The sequence below is a fragment of the Nocardia colli genome, assembly GCF_008704205.1.
Taxonomy (GTDB): domain Bacteria; phylum Actinomycetota; class Actinomycetes; order Mycobacteriales; family Mycobacteriaceae; genus Nocardia; species Nocardia colli.
This window is the reverse complement of record NZ_VXLC01000004.1, coordinates 34,929-51,805: the sequence shown is the minus strand read 5'-3', so window position 1 is coordinate 51,805 and position 16,877 is coordinate 34,929. Positions and strand designations below refer to the sequence as shown.

15 protein-coding genes are annotated in these 16,877 nt (G+C 68.8%); 8 read left to right on the top strand and 7 right to left on the bottom strand.

All coding sequences use genetic code 11. The features are described from left to right. Positions 1–3: 3 nt before the first annotated feature. A complete protein-coding gene (locus F3087_RS12045; RefSeq protein ID WP_223885032.1) occupies positions 4–684 on the bottom strand; it encodes a nucleoside/nucleotide kinase family protein in 681 nt (226 codons plus the stop codon). A gap of 124 nt (positions 685–808) precedes the next feature. Here F3087_RS12045 and F3087_RS45905 point away from each other — a divergent pair, with 124 nt between their 5' ends. Continuing rightward, entirely contained in the window at positions 809–1,213 is a 405-nt protein-coding gene (locus F3087_RS45905; RefSeq protein WP_191093926.1) for a nuclear transport factor 2 family protein, read from the top strand. A 73-nt stretch (positions 1,214–1,286) separates the two neighbouring features. Here F3087_RS45905 and F3087_RS12035 read toward each other — a convergent pair whose 3' ends face one another. From F3087_RS12035 to F3087_RS12025, 3 genes are all read right to left on the bottom strand, one after another. Further along, positions 1,287–2,825 (bottom strand): M4 family metallopeptidase, encoded by a 1,539-nt coding sequence (locus F3087_RS12035; protein WP_191093925.1) that lies wholly within the window; start codon positions 2,823–2,825, stop codon positions 1,287–1,289. A 496-nt stretch (positions 2,826–3,321) separates the two neighbouring features. After that, positions 3,322–4,941, bottom strand: a complete 1,620-nt coding sequence (locus tag F3087_RS12030; protein WP_150402010.1) for an acyl-CoA dehydrogenase family protein — start codon at positions 4,939–4,941, stop codon at positions 3,322–3,324. Further along, entirely contained in the window at positions 4,928–5,575 is a 648-nt protein-coding gene (locus F3087_RS12025) for a TetR/AcrR family transcriptional regulator (RefSeq protein ID WP_150402009.1), read from the bottom strand. The genes F3087_RS12030 and F3087_RS12025 overlap by 14 nt, the downstream gene beginning before the upstream one ends. A gap of 93 nt (positions 5,576–5,668) precedes the next feature. On the opposite strand from F3087_RS12025, the gene F3087_RS12020 reads away from it, so the two are divergent. Continuing rightward, on the top strand, positions 5,669–6,430 hold the full coding sequence (locus F3087_RS12020; protein ID WP_150402008.1) for a crotonase/enoyl-CoA hydratase family protein: 762 nt from the start codon (positions 5,669–5,671) through the stop codon (positions 6,428–6,430). A 73-nt stretch (positions 6,431–6,503) separates the two neighbouring features. Next, complete coding sequence (locus F3087_RS12015; RefSeq protein WP_191093985.1) at positions 6,504–7,754, top strand: hypothetical protein; 1,251 nt, start codon at positions 6,504–6,506, stop codon at positions 7,752–7,754. 7 nt (positions 7,755–7,761) lie between these two features. Here the strand turns inward: F3087_RS12015 and F3087_RS12010 are convergent, their stop codons facing one another. Then, complete coding sequence (locus F3087_RS12010; protein ID WP_150402006.1) at positions 7,762–8,961, bottom strand: PucR family transcriptional regulator; 1,200 nt, start codon at positions 8,959–8,961, stop codon at positions 7,762–7,764. A gap of 197 nt (positions 8,962–9,158) precedes the next feature. Between F3087_RS12010 and F3087_RS12005 the strand changes: the two genes are divergently transcribed. Further along, positions 9,159–10,553, top strand: a complete 1,395-nt coding sequence (locus F3087_RS12005) for a lipase family protein (RefSeq protein WP_150402005.1) — start codon at positions 9,159–9,161, stop codon at positions 10,551–10,553. Here F3087_RS12005 and F3087_RS12000 read toward each other — a convergent pair. Both F3087_RS12000 and F3087_RS11995 read right to left on the bottom strand, forming a co-directional pair. Beyond that, the gene (locus F3087_RS12000; RefSeq protein ID WP_191093924.1) at positions 10,550–11,440 is read right to left on the bottom strand and encodes a DUF4436 domain-containing protein; all 891 of its coding nucleotides are present in this window, start codon (positions 11,438–11,440) and stop codon (positions 10,550–10,552) included. The two genes, F3087_RS12005 and F3087_RS12000, sit on opposite strands and share 4 nt — an antisense overlap. 74 nt (positions 11,441–11,514) lie before the next feature. Next, positions 11,515–12,207 (bottom strand): pyridoxamine 5'-phosphate oxidase family protein, encoded by a 693-nt coding sequence (locus tag F3087_RS11995; RefSeq protein ID WP_150402003.1) that lies wholly within the window; start codon positions 12,205–12,207, stop codon positions 11,515–11,517. Positions 12,208–12,287: 80 nt separating this feature from the next. On the opposite strand from F3087_RS11995, the gene pdxR reads away from it, so the two are divergent. From pdxR to F3087_RS11975, 4 genes are read left to right on the top strand one after another with little or no spacing between them, the layout of a single operon-like run. Next, entirely contained in the window at positions 12,288–13,658 is a 1,371-nt protein-coding gene (gene pdxR, locus F3087_RS11990) for a MocR-like pyridoxine biosynthesis transcription factor PdxR (protein WP_150402002.1), read from the top strand. A 10-nt stretch (positions 13,659–13,668) separates the two neighbouring features. Then, positions 13,669–13,914, top strand: coding sequence for a DUF2630 family protein (locus F3087_RS11985; RefSeq protein WP_150402001.1), 246 nt, complete (start codon positions 13,669–13,671; stop codon positions 13,912–13,914). Between the two features lie 5 nt (positions 13,915–13,919). Continuing rightward, a complete protein-coding gene (locus F3087_RS11980) occupies positions 13,920–15,356 on the top strand; it encodes a dihydrolipoyl dehydrogenase family protein (RefSeq protein WP_150402000.1) in 1,437 nt (478 codons plus the stop codon). Positions 15,357–15,369: 13 nt separating this feature from the next. Then, complete coding sequence (locus F3087_RS11975; protein WP_150401999.1) at positions 15,370–16,875, top strand: carboxylesterase/lipase family protein; 1,506 nt, start codon at positions 15,370–15,372, stop codon at positions 16,873–16,875. Positions 16,876–16,877: the final 2 nt, after the last annotated feature.

Below are 16,877 nucleotides of genomic sequence, written 5' to 3'. Positions count from 1 at the left end.
GCTTCAGCTCTGGATCTCGTAACGCCGGCCACGCTGGCGCAGCACCAGATCGGCGCGCGCCTTCGTGGCGTCGATCAGGTCGGCGTTGCGCAGATCGCTCTCGTGCACCTTCGTCCGGGCGGCCGCCGGAGTGCGACCGCCGCGAATGTGACGGCGCAGCAAACGGTGCTCGAGCAGTTCGCGCGCCGCGTCGAGGTACCAGCATTCGTCCAGTAGCTTGCGCACCGCCGACCATTCCCGGTCGCCGACATCGTCGAGCAGCAGATAATTTCCCTCGGTGAGCACGATCGTCTGCCGCTCGAAGACGAGGCCAGCGGGGATCGGATCGTGCACGGCGCGGTCGAAGATCGGCCACGGCACCGGCTCGCCGATCGGGGTGTCGCGGAGCCTGCGCAGGTTGGCGAGGAAGGCGGCGGTATCGAAGGTGTCCGGCTCCCCTTTGCGCGCAAGGCTTCCCGCGGCGTCCAATTGCGCGTTCGTCAGGTGATAGCCGTCCATCGGCGCGATCTCCGCGATCGGCGACTCGACATTGAGCGCGTTGCGCAACCGGACCGACAGCGTGGACTTTCCCGCGCCCGGCGGCCCGACGATGCCGAGCAGATATCGGCCGTCGCGACCGGCCGCGTGCTCGCGCACCCGCCGGACCAGCGCGCTCAACGAATTCTCGGCGTACGCCCCGTCCACCGGAGTCACTGTACTGGCGGGGCGCGCCGCGGGGACCGGCTCGCCGGATCCATGCGAATCGCGCACACTGCGTATGCCGGATCCTCGCTTGTGGCGCCGATACGTCGCCCATAGCGTCGACCGGGTGAGTGCGATCGAGAACAAGAAACTGCTGGAGCACATCTTCGAGCAGATGGCCGCCGGCCACACCGCCGCGTTGAGCGAGGCGATGGCGGACGACTTCCGCTGGGTGTTCCCCGGCGACTGGTCGTGGAGTGGCGTCTGGGAATCGAAAGCTGTTGTGCTGAAGGGTCTCCTGCGGCCACTGATGGCCCAGTTCACCGAATACCGGGTGGCCGCCGATTTTGTCGTCGCGACGGCGGAGCGCGTCGTCGTCCAGGCCCGCGGGCACGGCGTGACCATGCGCGGCGAGCGTTACGACCAAACCTACTGCTTCATATTCGCGGTAACCGACGGGCAATTGACCGAGGTGATCGAACATTGCGACACCGCACTCGTCGAACGCGTGCTGGATCGAATCGCGGCCTGACCTGAAATGGCGTCTCACCGGGCTCGGAATCGAGCCCGGTGAGACGTCCGGTATCTACTACCGATAGTGATGGTTAGTCGCGCGTCGCCAGTTGCGGCAGCTTGGTCGCCTTGGTGGCATTGGCCACCTGGACGCAGTCAGCGGCCGTGGTGCCCGCGGTGTTGTTGCGCACATTGGTGTTGCACGCGTTCTTCAGCGCGCTGGACAGTGCGCCGTAGTTGGAATTGGACGACAGCAGGGTCTGCGTGGTCCAGTACAGCGCGGCGGTCTTCGTGATGCCGAGCCCGGTGACGGTCACGCCGTTGAGGGTGCCACCGTCGGTGATGAGCGACGCGGTGCGGTTGCCCACTCCGCTGTTGGTGTGGACGCCGCCGCTGTCGCCGCTACCGGCGTACCAGTAGGTGCCCCGGTAGGTGTCGGGATCCTGGTAGGCGTTGGGGTTCTTCATGTCCCGGATCACGCCGATCGAGCTGCACACACCGAGCTTCCACCGGTTGGCGGCGGTGTTGCAGGAGTTGGCGGTGTCCACCAGGAAGGTGAGCTCGCCGAACACGTCGGACATGGACTCGTTGATCGCGCCCGGCTCGTTGCGGTAGACCAGACCGTTGGTGTTCTGGGTCACGCCGTGGGTGAGCTCGTGTGCGGTGATGTCCTCGGTGGTCAGACCCGAACCGTAGGCCATGTAGCTGCCGGACCAGAAGGCGTTCTGGTAGGGGCACTCGGTGGTGGTGCAGAGCCGGACCGTGGCACGCAGCGCCTTACCCTTGCCGTCTCCGGTGTCGGAGCCGATCAGGTTGGTCAGGTTCGCGACCTTGGTGTACTGGGCGTAGAACTTCTCGGTGTTGCCCAGGTAGTCGTAGATCTTGTCGACATCGGCGATTCCGCTGGCCGCCTGGCCTTCCGACCTGGTGGAGCGGATGCTGCCGGTGCCGCAGCCGGCCCGGTTGGGGTCGATGCGCCGGTTCGCGTTGTCACACACGACCCGGTTGAGGTGCTTGGTCTCGCTCCAGCTGTCGAGCACCTTGCCGGTGTTGTTCGCGTCGACGAAGACGACCCAGGTCGCGGGCTCGCCCTTCTTGTCGGCGCTGACACCGGTGATGTCCACCTTGAACGACGGCACCGCGATGCTCTGCGCATCGTCCTTGGCGGCCAGCTTCGAGTCGTACCAGTAGGCCTTCGTCTCGGTGACGGAGAGCTGGTCCGGCGCGGCCTTGCTCTGCTCGGCGACCTTCTTCAGCGCGGTCGCCTGCACCGCGGCCGACGGGGCCGTGCTGGAGAACTTGCCCTGCGACTTCTTCGACAACGAGCCGGTCACCGAGATGAGCGAACCGTCGGCGGACAGCGACTGGGCCGCCGAGGCGCCGAACACCTGTACCTTGTCGATCTCCTGGCGCAACCGGACCGTGGATCCCTCACCGACCTGGAACACAGACTCCACGACCAGATTGCCCGCGGTATCGCCATTTCCGCCGAGCGCCTTCTGCACACCGTTCGCGTGCGCCTGCGCCGCGGCCGGTGCTTCAGCGGCCGTGCCCGCCGGCGCCTTGATCGGCTCCTTGGGGACTACCTGCTGAACGGACCCCTGCTGATCCGTCGTGACTTCTTTCGGCACGGAGGAAAGGTCGGAACCCGTGGGTGCGGATGGACTAGTCGGCGGCGCTCCGCTGGCACCAGGGCCGGACGCGAAGATCATTGCCCCGACGGCAATTATCGCAAAGGCGGTATTTCGACCCGCCCGTTTATGTGTGGGTTTCATGACCAAGTAGAACCACATACGAGCGGCCAACTCGACTGGAGACGAGACTGGGGAAAGGCCGTGAATAGCCCAGGAATCTTTTGGCTATCGGTGCAATGTGCCCTTAAAATGTTATGCGCGAATATCTTTCGAATTCACCGGAGATAGGCGAAGTCGGGAGTTAACCGCGGCTCAATTGGATTGATACGCCGCGGTAACAGCGATACGCATGCCTAATATCCTCAGGGAGAACACATTTCGACACCGTATGATGATCGGCCGGGCGACATCATGATCGCTGACAAGATCGATCGAAGCGGCGATGATTTCGTCAGAACTCCTGCAACCCAACCTATTCCGGGATAGACGAACCTCAGACCAATGCGCGTTCCAGGATGGCGCCGGTATCCACACCGGTCGGCAGGGTGCCGAACGCGATGCCCCAGTCGTCGCCGAGCCTGGTCGCACAGAACGCGTCCGCGACCGCCGGATGACCGTGCCGAACCAGTTGCGCCCCTTGCAATACCAGGGCCATCAGCTCGACGATCCGGCGCGCGCGGAACTCGATGTCGCTGAGGTCGGACAGTTCCTTGCCAACCCGGGTGATGGCGTCGTCCAGCCGCGGGTTCGCACCCCGCGCCAGCGAGACCTCGTTGAAGTAGGCCTCGACGGTCTCCGGCTGACGGCCCATGGCGCGCAACGCATCCAGCGCCGCGACGTTGCCGGAGCCTTCCCAGATCGACATCAGCGGGGCCTCGCGATAGAGCCGCGGCATGCCCGACTCCTCGGCGTAGCCGTTGCCGCCGAAGCACTCCAGCGCCTCCGCCGCGTGCGCCGGCGCTCGCTTGCACACCCAATACTTGGTGACCGCCAACGCGATTCGGCGCAACGCCGCCTCGGCGGGATCCTGGCCCGCCCGGTCGGTGGCGCCGGCCAGGCGCATCATCACGGTGGTCGCCGCGTCGGACTCGATCACCAAGTCCGCCAGCACATTACGCATGGCAGGCTGATCGATCAGCTTGGCGCCGAACGCCTCTCGATGCCGCGCGTGATGCGCGGCGAACACCACGCCGGTGCGCATGCCGGTGGCCGAGCCGATCACGCAGTCCAGTCTGGTCATGTTCACCATCTCGATGATGGTCTTGACCCCGGCGCCCTCCGCGCCGACCAGCCAGCCGGTGGCGTTCTCGTATTCGATCTCCGAGGAGGCGTTGGACTTGTTGCCCAGCTTGTCCTTGAGCCGCTGGATGCGAATGGGGTTGCGGGTGCCGTCCGGCAGCACCCTGGTCAGCAGGAAGCAGGACAGTCCGCCGGGGGCCTGGGCCAGCGTGAGGAACATGTCCGACATGGGCGCCGAGGTGAACCACTTGTGCCCGACGATCCGGTACGAGCCGTCGGGTTGCGGTGTCGCCGTGGTGGTATTGGCCCGGACGTCGGAACCGCCCTGCTTCTCGGTCATCGACATGCCCGCGATCAGCCCGGCCTTCGACGACGGCTCGCGCAGGCCGAAGTCGTAGACCCGGGAGCCGAGCAGCGGCTCGAACTTCGCCGAGAGTTCCTGGTTGTGCCGCAACGCGGGCACCACGGCGTAGGTCATCGAGATGGGACACATGTGGCCGGCCTCGACGGCTCCCCAGGTGAAGAACTTCGCCGCGCGGGCGACGTGCGTGCCCGGCCGGTCGTCCACCCAGGGCGAACCGTGCAGGCCATGGGACACAGCGACATTCATCAGGTCGTGCCAGTGCGGGTGGAACTCGACCTCGTCGATCCGATTGCCGTAGCGGTCGTGCGTGTGCAACACCGGCGGGTACTCGTTGGCGATCCGTCCCCATTCCCGCGCCTCGGAACTGCCTGCGCGCACCCCGAGTTCGCGCACCTCGGCCTCGGCCCAGCCCGCGCCCTCCCGGTGCAGCCCCTCGATCAGCGCCGGATTGCGCGAGACATCGAACGGGGCGATGTCGGGGACCTGGTTGAAGACCTCATGCGTCTGCATCGGACACTCCTGATTCCTGCCGAGCGATCGAGCTCGACTCCACGCGCACGCCGAGTGCGCGCAAGGCGAAGGTAATGAGTTCGGGGACAACGGATTCCCCGTGTGGCGCCGAGGCCAGCGGGCCGACCAGCACCTCGCCGATCGCGCCGACCAGCGCGGCCGCGCTCATCCGGGCGTCCTGCGCGGGCAGCTCGCCGCGTGAAACACCCTCCGCGACCGCCGATTCGAACGCCTCGGCGAAGGCGCGGCGAAAGTGCAGCCGTTCCGCGTCGACAACGGTGTCCACCGGCTCGACGAGCAGCACATAGGCCAGTTTCGGATTCTTCAGCGCACGCCCGGCGAAGGTCTCCACCGCGGCGGTCACCCGTTCGACGGCGGTGCCCTGCGCGCTGGCGGCGGCCACGGCAGCAACCTCCCAGGCGACCACCTTGCGGAACACCGCGGTGATCAACTCCGTCTTGCCCGCGAAGTTCTTGTAGACGGTCCCGGTGGCCACGCCCGCCTCCGCGGCGACGGCCGCCATGGACAGCCCGGCATAGCCCGCACTGGACAGCACCTTGGTCGCGGCCTGCACGATCAGCCCCGCCTGCGCGTCCAGGCGGGCCTGCACTGCGGGGGTTCTGCGGTAGGCCACCCAAGAAGTGAACCATGTATTCATTTCTTGCCACAAGGGGGGTTTTACGGCGTATGGTCGGATTGTGATCGAGCGAATCTGTGGGGTGCTGTCATGAGCGTGCGAATCGAGCGCAGCGGACCGGTGACGACGGTCATCCTGCATCGGCCCGAGGCGCGCAACGCGGTCGACGGGCCGACCGCCGCGGCACTGGCCGACGCCTTCCGCGAGTTCGACGCCGATCCGGACGCCGCGGTGGCGGTGCTCTGGGGCGACGGCGGCACCTTCTGCGCGGGCGCCGACCTCAAGGCCCTCGGCACCGAGCGGTCCAATCAGGTCACCGAGGACGGCGACGGCCCGATGGGGCCGACCCGGATGCGGCTGTCCAAGCCGGTGATCGCCGCCGTCTCCGGTTACGCCGTCGCGGGCGGGCTGGAGCTCGCGCTGTGGTGCGATCTGCGAGTTGCCGAGCAGGACAGCGTCTTCGGTGTGTTCTGCCGCCGCTGGGGCGTGCCGTTGATCGACGGCGGCACGTTGCGCCTGCCGCGGCTCATCGGCAGCAGCCGCGCCATGGATCTGGTGCTCACCGGCCGTCCCGTCGACGCCGCCGAGGCCTTGCAGATCGGCCTGGCGAACCGGGTCGTCCCGACCGGCGAAGCCCGCAGTGCCGCAGAACAACTCGCCGCCGAGCTGGCCGCGCTGCCGCAGGCCTGCCTGCGCTCGGATCGGATGTCGCTGCTGGAGCAGGACGGCATGGACGAGGAGACCGCGCTGCGCAACGAGCTGAAGCACGGCATCACCGCGCTGACCAGCGGCGCGCTCGACGGGGCGCAGCGCTTCGCCGCGGGTGAGGGCAGGCACGGCGCGCGGACATGAGACGGCGCGGCGAAACAACCACGGAAGCAAGGGAATCGAGCGCGGTCGAGAGCGAGGTGTAGCCGTGCGCCCGATGGGCCGGTTGAGCGTGGTCGACGAGATCTTCCTGCGTACCCATCGTGGCCTCGGCACCCCCATTGCGCTGCAAGGCTTGTGGCGCACCGCCGACCGCATCGATCCGGCGCTGCTGCACGCGGTGCACGCGGCATTGCGTACCGGGCAACTGGGGCGGCGGGTGATTCGGCCGCGGGTGCCGGGCGCTCGACGCGCCTGGCAAGCGAATACCCGCGCCTATCCCCTCGCACTCGCCGATCGGCCGATCCCCACCACCGCGCTCATGGAGTGGGCCGACGCACAGGGTGCCGATCTCGACCCCGAATCCGGTCCCGGCTGGCGACTGTCCGCCATCGCGCTCGATGACGGCGGCTCCCTGGTCTCCCTTACCTGTTCGCATGCACTCGCCGACGGTCGAGCATTGGTGCTCGCGGTGGACGATGCGCTCGGTGGTACGTCCCTGACTGCCGGCGACTCGTCTGGTCCGCTCGCCGCTCCGGAGTCGGACTGGGCCGATGCGCGAAGTCAGTGGTCGATCGTACTGCGCGGGACCGCGAATGCATTGCGCCGCGGCATTCCGGACCAGCCGCCTCGGGTAAAGCGCCGCGACCGCACCGACGAGCCCGTTCGGACGCACAGCGCGGTACTCCAATGCGCCGTCGCCGAGTGGGATGCCGCGGCCACCGCACAGGACGGCACCGCCAACAGCTTGTTCATCGCGTTGACCGCGAATGTGCTGTGGGCCAGCGGCTTCCAGCCCGACACCATCGACGCCAGCCTCCCGGTCGACACCCGCGACGAGCCCCGGGTCGACAACGATCTATCGATGACCGACATTGCCATCGACCGCAGCGACAACCCCTCGACCATCCGCGAGAAAGCACGCGCCGCCTACGAACGCCGCATGTCCAGCCCCGGCGGCATGCCCGAGGAACTGCTCCAGGTGATCCCCGACCGCTGGGCCTACGCCTTGTCCAAGGGCGCCGGTGAGCGAGACATCCTGTGCTCCAACATCGGAACCTTGCCCGCCACACTGCGCACCCTCGGTCCGCACCGCTGCCTCGGCGTCGCCGCGCGGGCAATCCATCCCGGTCTGACCGCCGCACAGCTCCCGCGAACCCGGCTGTCCGGCTATCTCTGCCGCATCGGCGACGACTACCTGCTGTCGCTGGTCAGTCTCGACCCAACTGGTATCGAATCATCCACAGCCTTAACGGATTCGGCGCAGAAAACGCTGCTGGAACTCGGCCTGCGCGCGCACCCTTGGTGACCTGTCCTCACTCCATCTCATCGATATCACTGGCCGTGAGCGCGGCGGCGAAAAGCTGAGCATGATCCGGCCGGTTGGGGTCGTAGCCGGTGACCGTCCCGATCCGGTTGAGCCGGTAGTTGAGCGTATTCCGGTGCACGACAAGCGCGGCCGCGGCCTGCTGCCGGTTGTAGTCGTTGTCGATGAGCGCACGCAACGCCTCCATCAGGTGCGGCTGGTCGCGCAACGGATCGAGCAGGGTGAGCAGCCAGGTCCGCGCGGGCCCCGGGCGCGCGAGTTGATACTGCAACGCCAGGTCGGCCATCCGGTACACGGCGGTCGGCCGCCGGAGTTGGTAGGCGAGCCTGGCGATTTCCCCCGCCTCCTCGGCGGCGGCGGGCACGTCGTGCACGCCGGCCGCGGTGGCGAATCCGGCGACCGTGCGCGCGCCGGTCCCCTGCGCGACCCGGGTGACGAAAGCATCCAGGGCAGTGGCGAGTTCGCCTTCGGCGCCCGGCACCAGCACCACTCCGCCGCCCCGCTCGACGGAACTCAGCACCCGGCTGGACACCGCGTCGATCTCGGTCTGCACGATGCGCAACACCGGCCGGTTCGCACCCGAGGATTCCGGCTCGGCCACCCGGAACACCAGCACATCGAACCCGCCGTCCAGCGCGATGCCGAACCGCTCGGCCAGCAGGTCGACGGGGTTGCCGCGGACCAGCGCCTGCGCCACCGCGCGTTTGGCCTCCCGCTGCTCCCAGTGCAGATCCTGCCGCTCGCGCAGATACGCGCCCGCGACCCCGGGCGTCACCGCGCCGAGATATCCGAGCACGTAAGGCACTGCGGCCAAGAGCTGTTCGCGCTGCTCCGGCGTTGTCGCCAAGGCGGCGACCGAGTTCCACGCGGCCACCGCGCCGAGGTGATACACCGACAGCACGGTGTCGAGCGGGATCCCGGCGCGGGCCCGCCGCACCGCGATGTCGATCAGTTCGGTCAGCTCGTCCGGCCGCGGCGCCCGGCCCTCGGCCAGCGACCGCAGGAACAGCCGCAAGTTCGCCTCCGCGGCCAGCGGCAGGTCTCGGCCGATCTTGTCGGCGGACAGCTCCCGATACGACGGCACCTCGCCGAGCACCACGGACAGCAGATCACGAGCAACATCGGGCAGCGCCGCCCGCACATAGTCGGAGAACTCGGCCAGCGCGGCGGGATCGGAGGGAACGGTCATCCGCACATTGTTTACATACACAAACCGCTCTCGACAATAGGCACTTCCGGACAACATCGATTAGTGCACGTGGCCAACCCGGCGTCCCGTCCGATGCACAAACACCCGGGGGATTTCCTTGTCGCACGAACGGTGACCCGCAGCACATTGCCCTGCCACGGTGTATCGCATTGGGATCGCGCACAGAGAGAAGCCCGATGAGACAAACGCAACGACGCCGCGTCATCACCACTGCGACCGTGCTCGGCCTACTGCTATCGCTGTCCGTTCCGCTCCTGGCGACGGCCGAGCCGGCGGACGCCGGCGCGGTCCGCGTCGAGCCGACGCCCGCCCTCACCCTGCCGCCCGAGCTCGACGAGTTCTACCGACCGGCGGCCGGCGTCGTCGCGGCCGCCGAACCGGGACAGGTGCTGCGCGCCCGCACCATCACGCCCGCGTATTTCGGCTTCGCCCAACTGAATATCGATGCGTGGCAGTTGCTCTATCGGACGACGAACAGCTTCGGCGCGGCCATCTCGACGGTCACGACGGTCCTGAAGCCGCGCGGCCAGGCACCGGAGGGCGGCCGTAAACTGCTGTCGTATCAGATCGCCGAGGACAGCGCCGCCCAGTACTGTGCGCCGTCCTATGTCGTGCAATCCGGTTCCATCCCAGCGGATTACGTCAACGCGGCGGAGATCCTGATCCCGATCGCGGCAGGCATCGGACAGGGCTGGACGGTCGCGCTGCCCGACCACGAGGGCCCCAATTCCGCGTACGGCGTCTCCCGGATCAGCGCGCAGGCCACGCTGGACGGCATCCGCGCGGTGGAGAGCTTCGCGCCCGCACAGCTGTCCGGCGTGGATACGCCGACGGCCCTGTGGGGTTACTCCGGCGGCACCATTCCCAGTTCGTTCGCCGCCGAGCTGAAACAGCGGTACGCGCCGGAGCTGAACATCGTCGGCGTCGCCGCCGGCGGCGTTGCGGCGGCCGATTTCCCGGAGGCGTTGCGGCACAACAACGGCGGCGTCTACACCGGTCTGCTCACGGGCGTGCTGGCAGGCTTCGCCAACGAGTATCCGGAGTTCCGCGAGCTGATTCGGGATCGGGTCGATCCGCTTGGCCAGCTCTTGATCGGGTCGAAGTCGATCCTGTGCCATCCCATGGGTACGGCGATCGTGCCGTTCTACAACTTCTTCGGCTCCTTCCGCGGCGGCGACCCGCTCGAACTGCCCGTGGTGCAGCGCATGATCACGGAAAACGCACTGGGCCAGGCCACTCCGTCGGTACCGGTGTACATCTACCACGCCCGGAACGACGAGATCCTGCCCAGTTCCGGCGTCGACCGGCTGGTCGACAAGTACTGCGCCGAGGGCGCGCCCAGCGTCACCTACGTGCGAGAGCTGTTGGCGGAGCACATCTCCGGCGTGGCAACCCACATCCCCGGCGCCTTCCACTGGCTACGTGATCGATTGAACGGCGTTCCCGCCCAACCGGGTTGCGCGATCAGCAGTCCGACCACCATCGTGACCGATCCGCAATTCGCCCAGGCCGCAACGGAACTCCTCCCCACCGCGGTTCGAGCTCTGCTCGGTCAAGCCATCGGCAACTAGGCGTCCTCGCGCTCCTTCACCACCTCGTGCCGATACCCGACCAGCACCGTGCAGATCAACGACAGCGCCACCACGGTTTCGGCGATGAAGAAGGAGCCGAAGTCGATGATCGATCCGATGGGCGGCGCGCCGGGTACCGCGTTGCGCAGCGGGATCATCGCGAACAGCACGGCCGCCATCAGGGTATTGGCGGGCCAGATCAGGCCACGGCGACCCGCGAGCACGTAGAACGCGGCGGTGGCTGCGGCCAGCGCCAATCCGAGCATCAGCACGATGACGAACAGCGCGAAGGTGAGCGACGCGGTCGAGCGGGCGACCGTCACGGTGGTGCCGATCCCGTCGCCGTGCTGTTCGTCGTCCACCTGCGGCGTGATCTTGAAGAACGCGTCGAGGCTGAACAGGCCGATCGTCACGGGCACGGCATGGTCACCGGCGTCGGCCGCGACATCGATGTGCGCGCGGTACTTGTCGAACGGATAGTCGGTGATCATGCCGCCACCCCCCATGGCGATCCGGACCTCCGCGGCCGAGATCAGGTCGCCCGCCTTGATCCGGATCGGTTCCGGTTTCATCCCGGAGGTGTAGATCGTCGCGTCGCTGCGGAATCGACCGAATTCGTCGGCCAGCGCACCGCGCGGCGACGGCACCAGCTGAACGGTCAATTCCTGCACGGCGGCATCGATCTGGATGACCACGACCTCGACGTCGACCCGGTCGGCCACGTCGCTGTCGCCGATGACATGCAGCGTCTGGCCATGGTCCTTCTGCACCTGATACAGCGTCAGGCTGATCACCATCGCGCCGACCACGGCGAGCACCGCGGCCGTTGCCGCGAAGGTCTTGCGGAATCTCGTCACGCCGGCCTCCGGTGAGGTGGTGCGAAACATCGGCAACCACCCCACCATAGGGCCGGTTGACCGCTCGCCTGGCTACGCCGAGGCAAACAGCCGCCGTGTCGGTGTCACCGCGCCGGCACGAGACCGGGTTCCGCGCGCTCGAGCACGTCGCCCGGCACCGCGAGTCCCGGCTGGAGGTCGGCTGCGTCGATCGGCTCGCCCCAGACCTGGCGCACCGGCAGCACACCTGCCCACACCCCGCCGTGCTCGATATCCGCCGGATCGTCGTTGGGGCCGCCGCTGCGGACCTTCACCGAGGCCTCGGTCAGATCGAGCGCGAGCACCAGGGTCGCGGCCAGTTCCTTCTTGTTCGGCAACCGCACCCGTGACCAGGCGCCCGGCGCGGCGTGCTCGGTGATCACCTCGAGCGCGTGCATCCGATCCGCGGGCTCGGTGACCTCCACCGCGCGGCCGTGCACCACCGCCGAGCGGAAGTTCATGGAGAAGTGGAACGCCGAGCGGGCATAGACGACGCCGTCGACCAGCGTGACCGCGACCGAGATATCCGTGGCCAAGGCGGCGCGCAGATTGCCTGCCCCGGTCGAGCCGTGCAGGTAGAGGGTGTCGCCGTCGCGTCCGTAGATGGAGGGCAGCACCACCGGCGCACCGCCGAGCAGCACGCCGAGGTGGCACACCAGGCCCGCGTCGAGGACGGCGTCGAGGTCCGCGCGCTCGCTGCGCGCACGTTCCTTCGACCGGGTCAGCGTGCTGCGCGGGGTCGGCGAAAGTGGGGTTCGGAGATCGGCCGATTGCGTCATAAGACCAGCATCTAGTCCGGAGTGGCATTATGAAAGTGCCAATTCAAGCAAATTCACACAGTCCATTCGTGAGGTGACCGGTGCTCGACGAACTCCCGCTCGAGCTCGACCGCGCGCTGCCGGAGCCGCTGTCGGTGCAGGTCGCCGACGGGCTGCGGGCCGCGGCGAGCAATGGGCTGCTGCGCGGCGGCGACCGGTTGCCGTCGTCGCGCGCGCTCGCCGAACGGCTCGGCGTGAGCCGCACCGTGGTGGCCGCCGCCTTCGATCAACTGCATGCCGAGGGCTGGATCAGCGGAAAACGCGGTTCGGGTACGTATCTGACCACCGCGCCGCCGGCCGCGCCGCTGCGCCCACGTCAGCCGGACGGAGTGGACGACGGTCCGCCACTGCTCGACCTGCAACCCGGCGCGCCGTGCGCCGACGCCATCGATCGGCCCGCGTGGCGGCGGGCCTGGCGCGCCGCCGCCGACCTTTCGCCGCTGGTCCGCAAGGATCGGGCGGGCGAGCCGGATTTCCGCGCGGCGATCGTCGAACATCTGCTCCGCCATCGCGGACTCGGCGCGGGCAGCGAAACGGTGGTGCTCGCGACGGCCGGAACCAGTTCCGCCGTAGGCGAACTCGCGGCGGCACTGCTGTCCCCCGGCGACGCCATCGCGATGGAGGACCCCGGATATCAGCGCGCCGCAGGAGCATTCGCGGCGGCCGGCATCCGGGTTCTGCCCGTCCCGATCGACGCGCACGGTCTGCGCGTCGACCTGTTGCCGTCGAACATCAAAGCCGTGTATTGCACACCGGCACACCAGTTTCCGCTCGGCGCCCGACTGCCCGCCGCGCGCCGGGTCGAACTGGTCGAGCACGCTCGCCGACAGGCACTGCTCATCATCGAAGACGACTACGACGGCGAATTGCGCTACGACACCGCGCCGTTGCCCCTGCTGGCCGCGATGGCGCCGGATGTGGTCGTGCATCTCGGCACCACCAGCAAGATCCTCTCGCCGAGCCTCGGCGTCGGCTGGCTGGTCGCCGCGCCGGCCATCGCCAATGCCGTTGTCGCGCATCGCAACCGGACCGGAACCAGCCCGAGTCCGGCGGGCCAGCAGGTGTTCGTCGCGCTCGCCGCGCACGGCGACCTGGCCAGGCACCTGCGCCGCCTGCGCCGCGAGCTGCCGCCCCGGCGCGCCCTCATGGTGAGCGAACTGCGCCGCCACGGACTAGAGGTCATCGGCGACGACGCGGGCTCGCACGTGGTGGTGCCGCTCGCCTCGGCCGAGGCCGAGGAACGCAGCGTCGCCGCGGCCCGCACGCGGGGCGTCGCCCTCGACCCGCTCGCCCGCTACCACCACAGCGCGCGGCGGCACCACTTCGGCGTCACGCTCGGTTACACCGCGCTGTCCTGGCCCGACCTGGCCACGGCGGTGCCGATCGCCGCCGCGTGCCTGGCGCGGCCGTAGCATGGTCGCCATGACCGAACAGGACGTTTTGGCCCGGATCAAGGCACTCGTCGACCAGGAGCACGAGCTCCGGGCCCAGGCCGCCAAAGGCGACCTGGATCCCAAGGCCGAACGCCAGCAGCTCGCCGAGCTCGAGGTGATGCTGGACCAGGCGTGGGATCTGCTGCGGCACCGCCGGGCGCGGATCGACCAGGGCGAGTCGCCCGACGGCGCCGAACCGAGCTCCGCCGCTCAGGTCGAGGGCTACCTGCAGTAACCGCCATGCCCAGCACACCTACCGAGTACGACGTCATCGTGATCGGTGGCGGACCGGCGGGCGAGAACGCCGCCGACTACGCCATCGCCGGGAGTGACCGGACCGCCGCGATCGTGGAACGCGAACTCGTCGGCGGCGAATGCTCCTACTGGGCCTGCATTCCGAGCAAGGCCCTGCTGCGGCCCGGCCATGTGCTGGGCGCCGCGCAGGCCATGGACGGGATCACCGCGACCGGCCTCGACATCGAGGCGGTGCTGCGGCGGCGTGACTCCTTCGTCAGCGACCACGACGACGCCTCGCAGGTGAAGTGGGCCGGCGACCACCGCATCGAGGTCGTCCGCGGCACCGGAAAACTCGTCGGGGAACGACTGGTCGAGGTCGACGGACGGGTGCTGCGCGCCCGGCACGCGGTGGTGCTGGCCACCGGCACCACGGCGAGCGTCCCTGACGTACCCGGCCTGCGCGACGCGCTGCCGTGGATTTCCCGCGACGCCACCAACCTGCACGAGGTCCCCGGCCGCGTGGTGATCATCGGCGGCGGCGTGGTGGCCTGCGAGGCCGCGACCTGGCTGAGTGCGCTCGGCGCGCAGGTCAGCATGGTCGTGCGTGGCAGTGCGGTGCTCGCGTCCGCCGAACCGTTCGCGGGCGAGCGCGTGGTCGCGGCGCTGAACGAGCGCGGCGTGCGAGTGCTGCTCGACACCTCGCCGACCAGCGTGCACCGCCCCGACGCCAAGGACACCGGCGAGGGCCGGATCCACGGCGGCCCGGTCACCGTGCGGGTGCACAGCGCCCAGGGCGATACCGAACTCGAGGCCGACGAGATCATCGTGGCCGCCGGCCGCGCACCCGCCACCGAAGGGCTCGGCCTGGATTCCGTCGGGCTGAAGGACGGCTACGTCGCCGTCGACGATCAGCTGACCGTGCGCGACGTGGACGGCGACTGGCTGTACTGCGTCGGCGATCTGAATCACCGTGCCGCGCTGACGCATATGGGCAAGTACCAGGCCAGGGTGTGCGGCGACGTGATCGCGGCCCGCGCGGAGGGCAGGCCGCTCGACGATGCCCGGTTCACCGCGAGCGCCGACCACGGGCAGGTTCCGCAGGTCGTGTACACCGCACCCGAGGTCGCGTCCGTCGGACTGACCGAGGCCGCGGCCCGGGACGCGGGCCGTGCCGTCGAAACCGTGGAGCTGGACATCTCGGTCGCCGGTTCCGCGTTGGCGCGCAACGACTTCGCGGGCCACGCCAAGCTGGTCATCGACACCGCCACCGACACGCTGCTCGGCGCGACCTTCGTCGGTCCGGAGGCGGGCGAGCAGCTGCACGCGGCCACCATCGCGGTGGTCGGCAAGGTGCCGTTGGCAACCCTGTGGCACGCGGTGCCCGCGTTTCCCGCGATCAGCGAGTTCTGGTTACGCCTGTTGGAGACACGGCGCGCGTAAGTACCATTGGCGGATGGTGGCATCGACAGATATCCAGACCGCCGACGGAGTCGTTCGGGGTCGTCGCGGCCGCCGCGTCTTGCGCTGGCGGTCCCTGCCCTACGCGGCCGCGCCGGTGGGCGACTTGCGGTTTCGGGCCCCGCAACCGGTCACGCCGTGGGCCGGGGTGCGGGAGAGCACCGAGTACGGGTTCGCCGCGATGCAGCATCGGGCCGGCGCGCGGATCGGGCCGCGCCGGTACCAGCCGACCAACGAGGACTCGCTGACACTCAATGTCACCGTGCCCGTGACGCCGTCGGCCAAGCCGCGGCCGGTGCTGGTGTTCATCCACGGCGGCGGCTATCTCACCGGCACGTCGGCGCTCGCGCTGTACTCCGGTGGCCGGCTCGCGGTGCGCGGGGATGCCGTGCTGGTATCGCTGAACTACCGGCTCGGCGCGTTCGGCTATGTCGATTTCGGTGAATTCTCCACGCCGGGGCACACTTTCGAGTCGAACCTCGGCCTGCGCGATCAGGTCGCCGCGCTGGAATGGGTGCGCACCAATATCGCCGCGTTCGGTGGCGATCCCGGCAATGTCACCATCTTCGGCGAATCCGCGGGCGCGCACGCGGTGCTCAGCCTGCTCGCCACACCGGCCGCGAAAGGCCTGTTCCACCAGGCTATTTCCCAGAGCCCGCCGGCCGACTGGGCCATGACCCCCGACGATGCACGGCTGTTCGCCCGCCGCTGCGTCGAAACACTCGGCGCCACCCCGGACCAGGCGGCCACCGCCCTGCTCACGGCCGGCGCCAACGACATTCGGCGCGCGGTCGACCGCACCAGCAATCGGGTCCTGCGCGAACGACGCGGCCTGTTCCCGATTTCCCCGGTGGTCGACGGCGTCCTGCTACCGCAGGCGCCGATCGATGCGATCGTCGACGGCAACGCCCATCGGGTGCCGCTCATCATCGGCACGAACCGCGACGAGGGCACCTTGTTCGCCAAGTTCGCGGATTCGCTGCCCACCACCCCGGAGCGGCTGCGCGAAGCGATCGCCAACGATGCCGCCGAATCCCGAATCGCCGCAGCCTATCCCGGCTATCCGGAGGCCAAGGCCGCCGTGCGGGCCGGCGGCGACTTCGTCTTCTGGCGCCCGTCCGTCACGGTGATGGCCGGGCACAGCCGACACGCCCCCACCTACGCCTACCGCTACGACTTCGCCCCGCGCTCGATGCAGCTCGCGGGCCTCGGCGCCACCCACGCCTCGGACCTGATCCCCGTCTTCGGCGGCGGCGAAGCCGCGTTCGGCCGCGCCATCACCGCCGCCGGTGGCCGCCGCGGCCTGCAATCGGTCACCCACCAATTCCAGGACAACTGGCTCGAATTCGCCCGCACCGGCGCCCCGCTCCCCTCCTGGCCCGCCTACACCGAATCCCGCCGCACCACCCTGATCATCGATACCCCCACCCGCCTGGAACACGACCCGGACAAGACCAAACGCCTTGCCTGGCAAGGAGTCCGGGTACCCACCCTGACCTGACC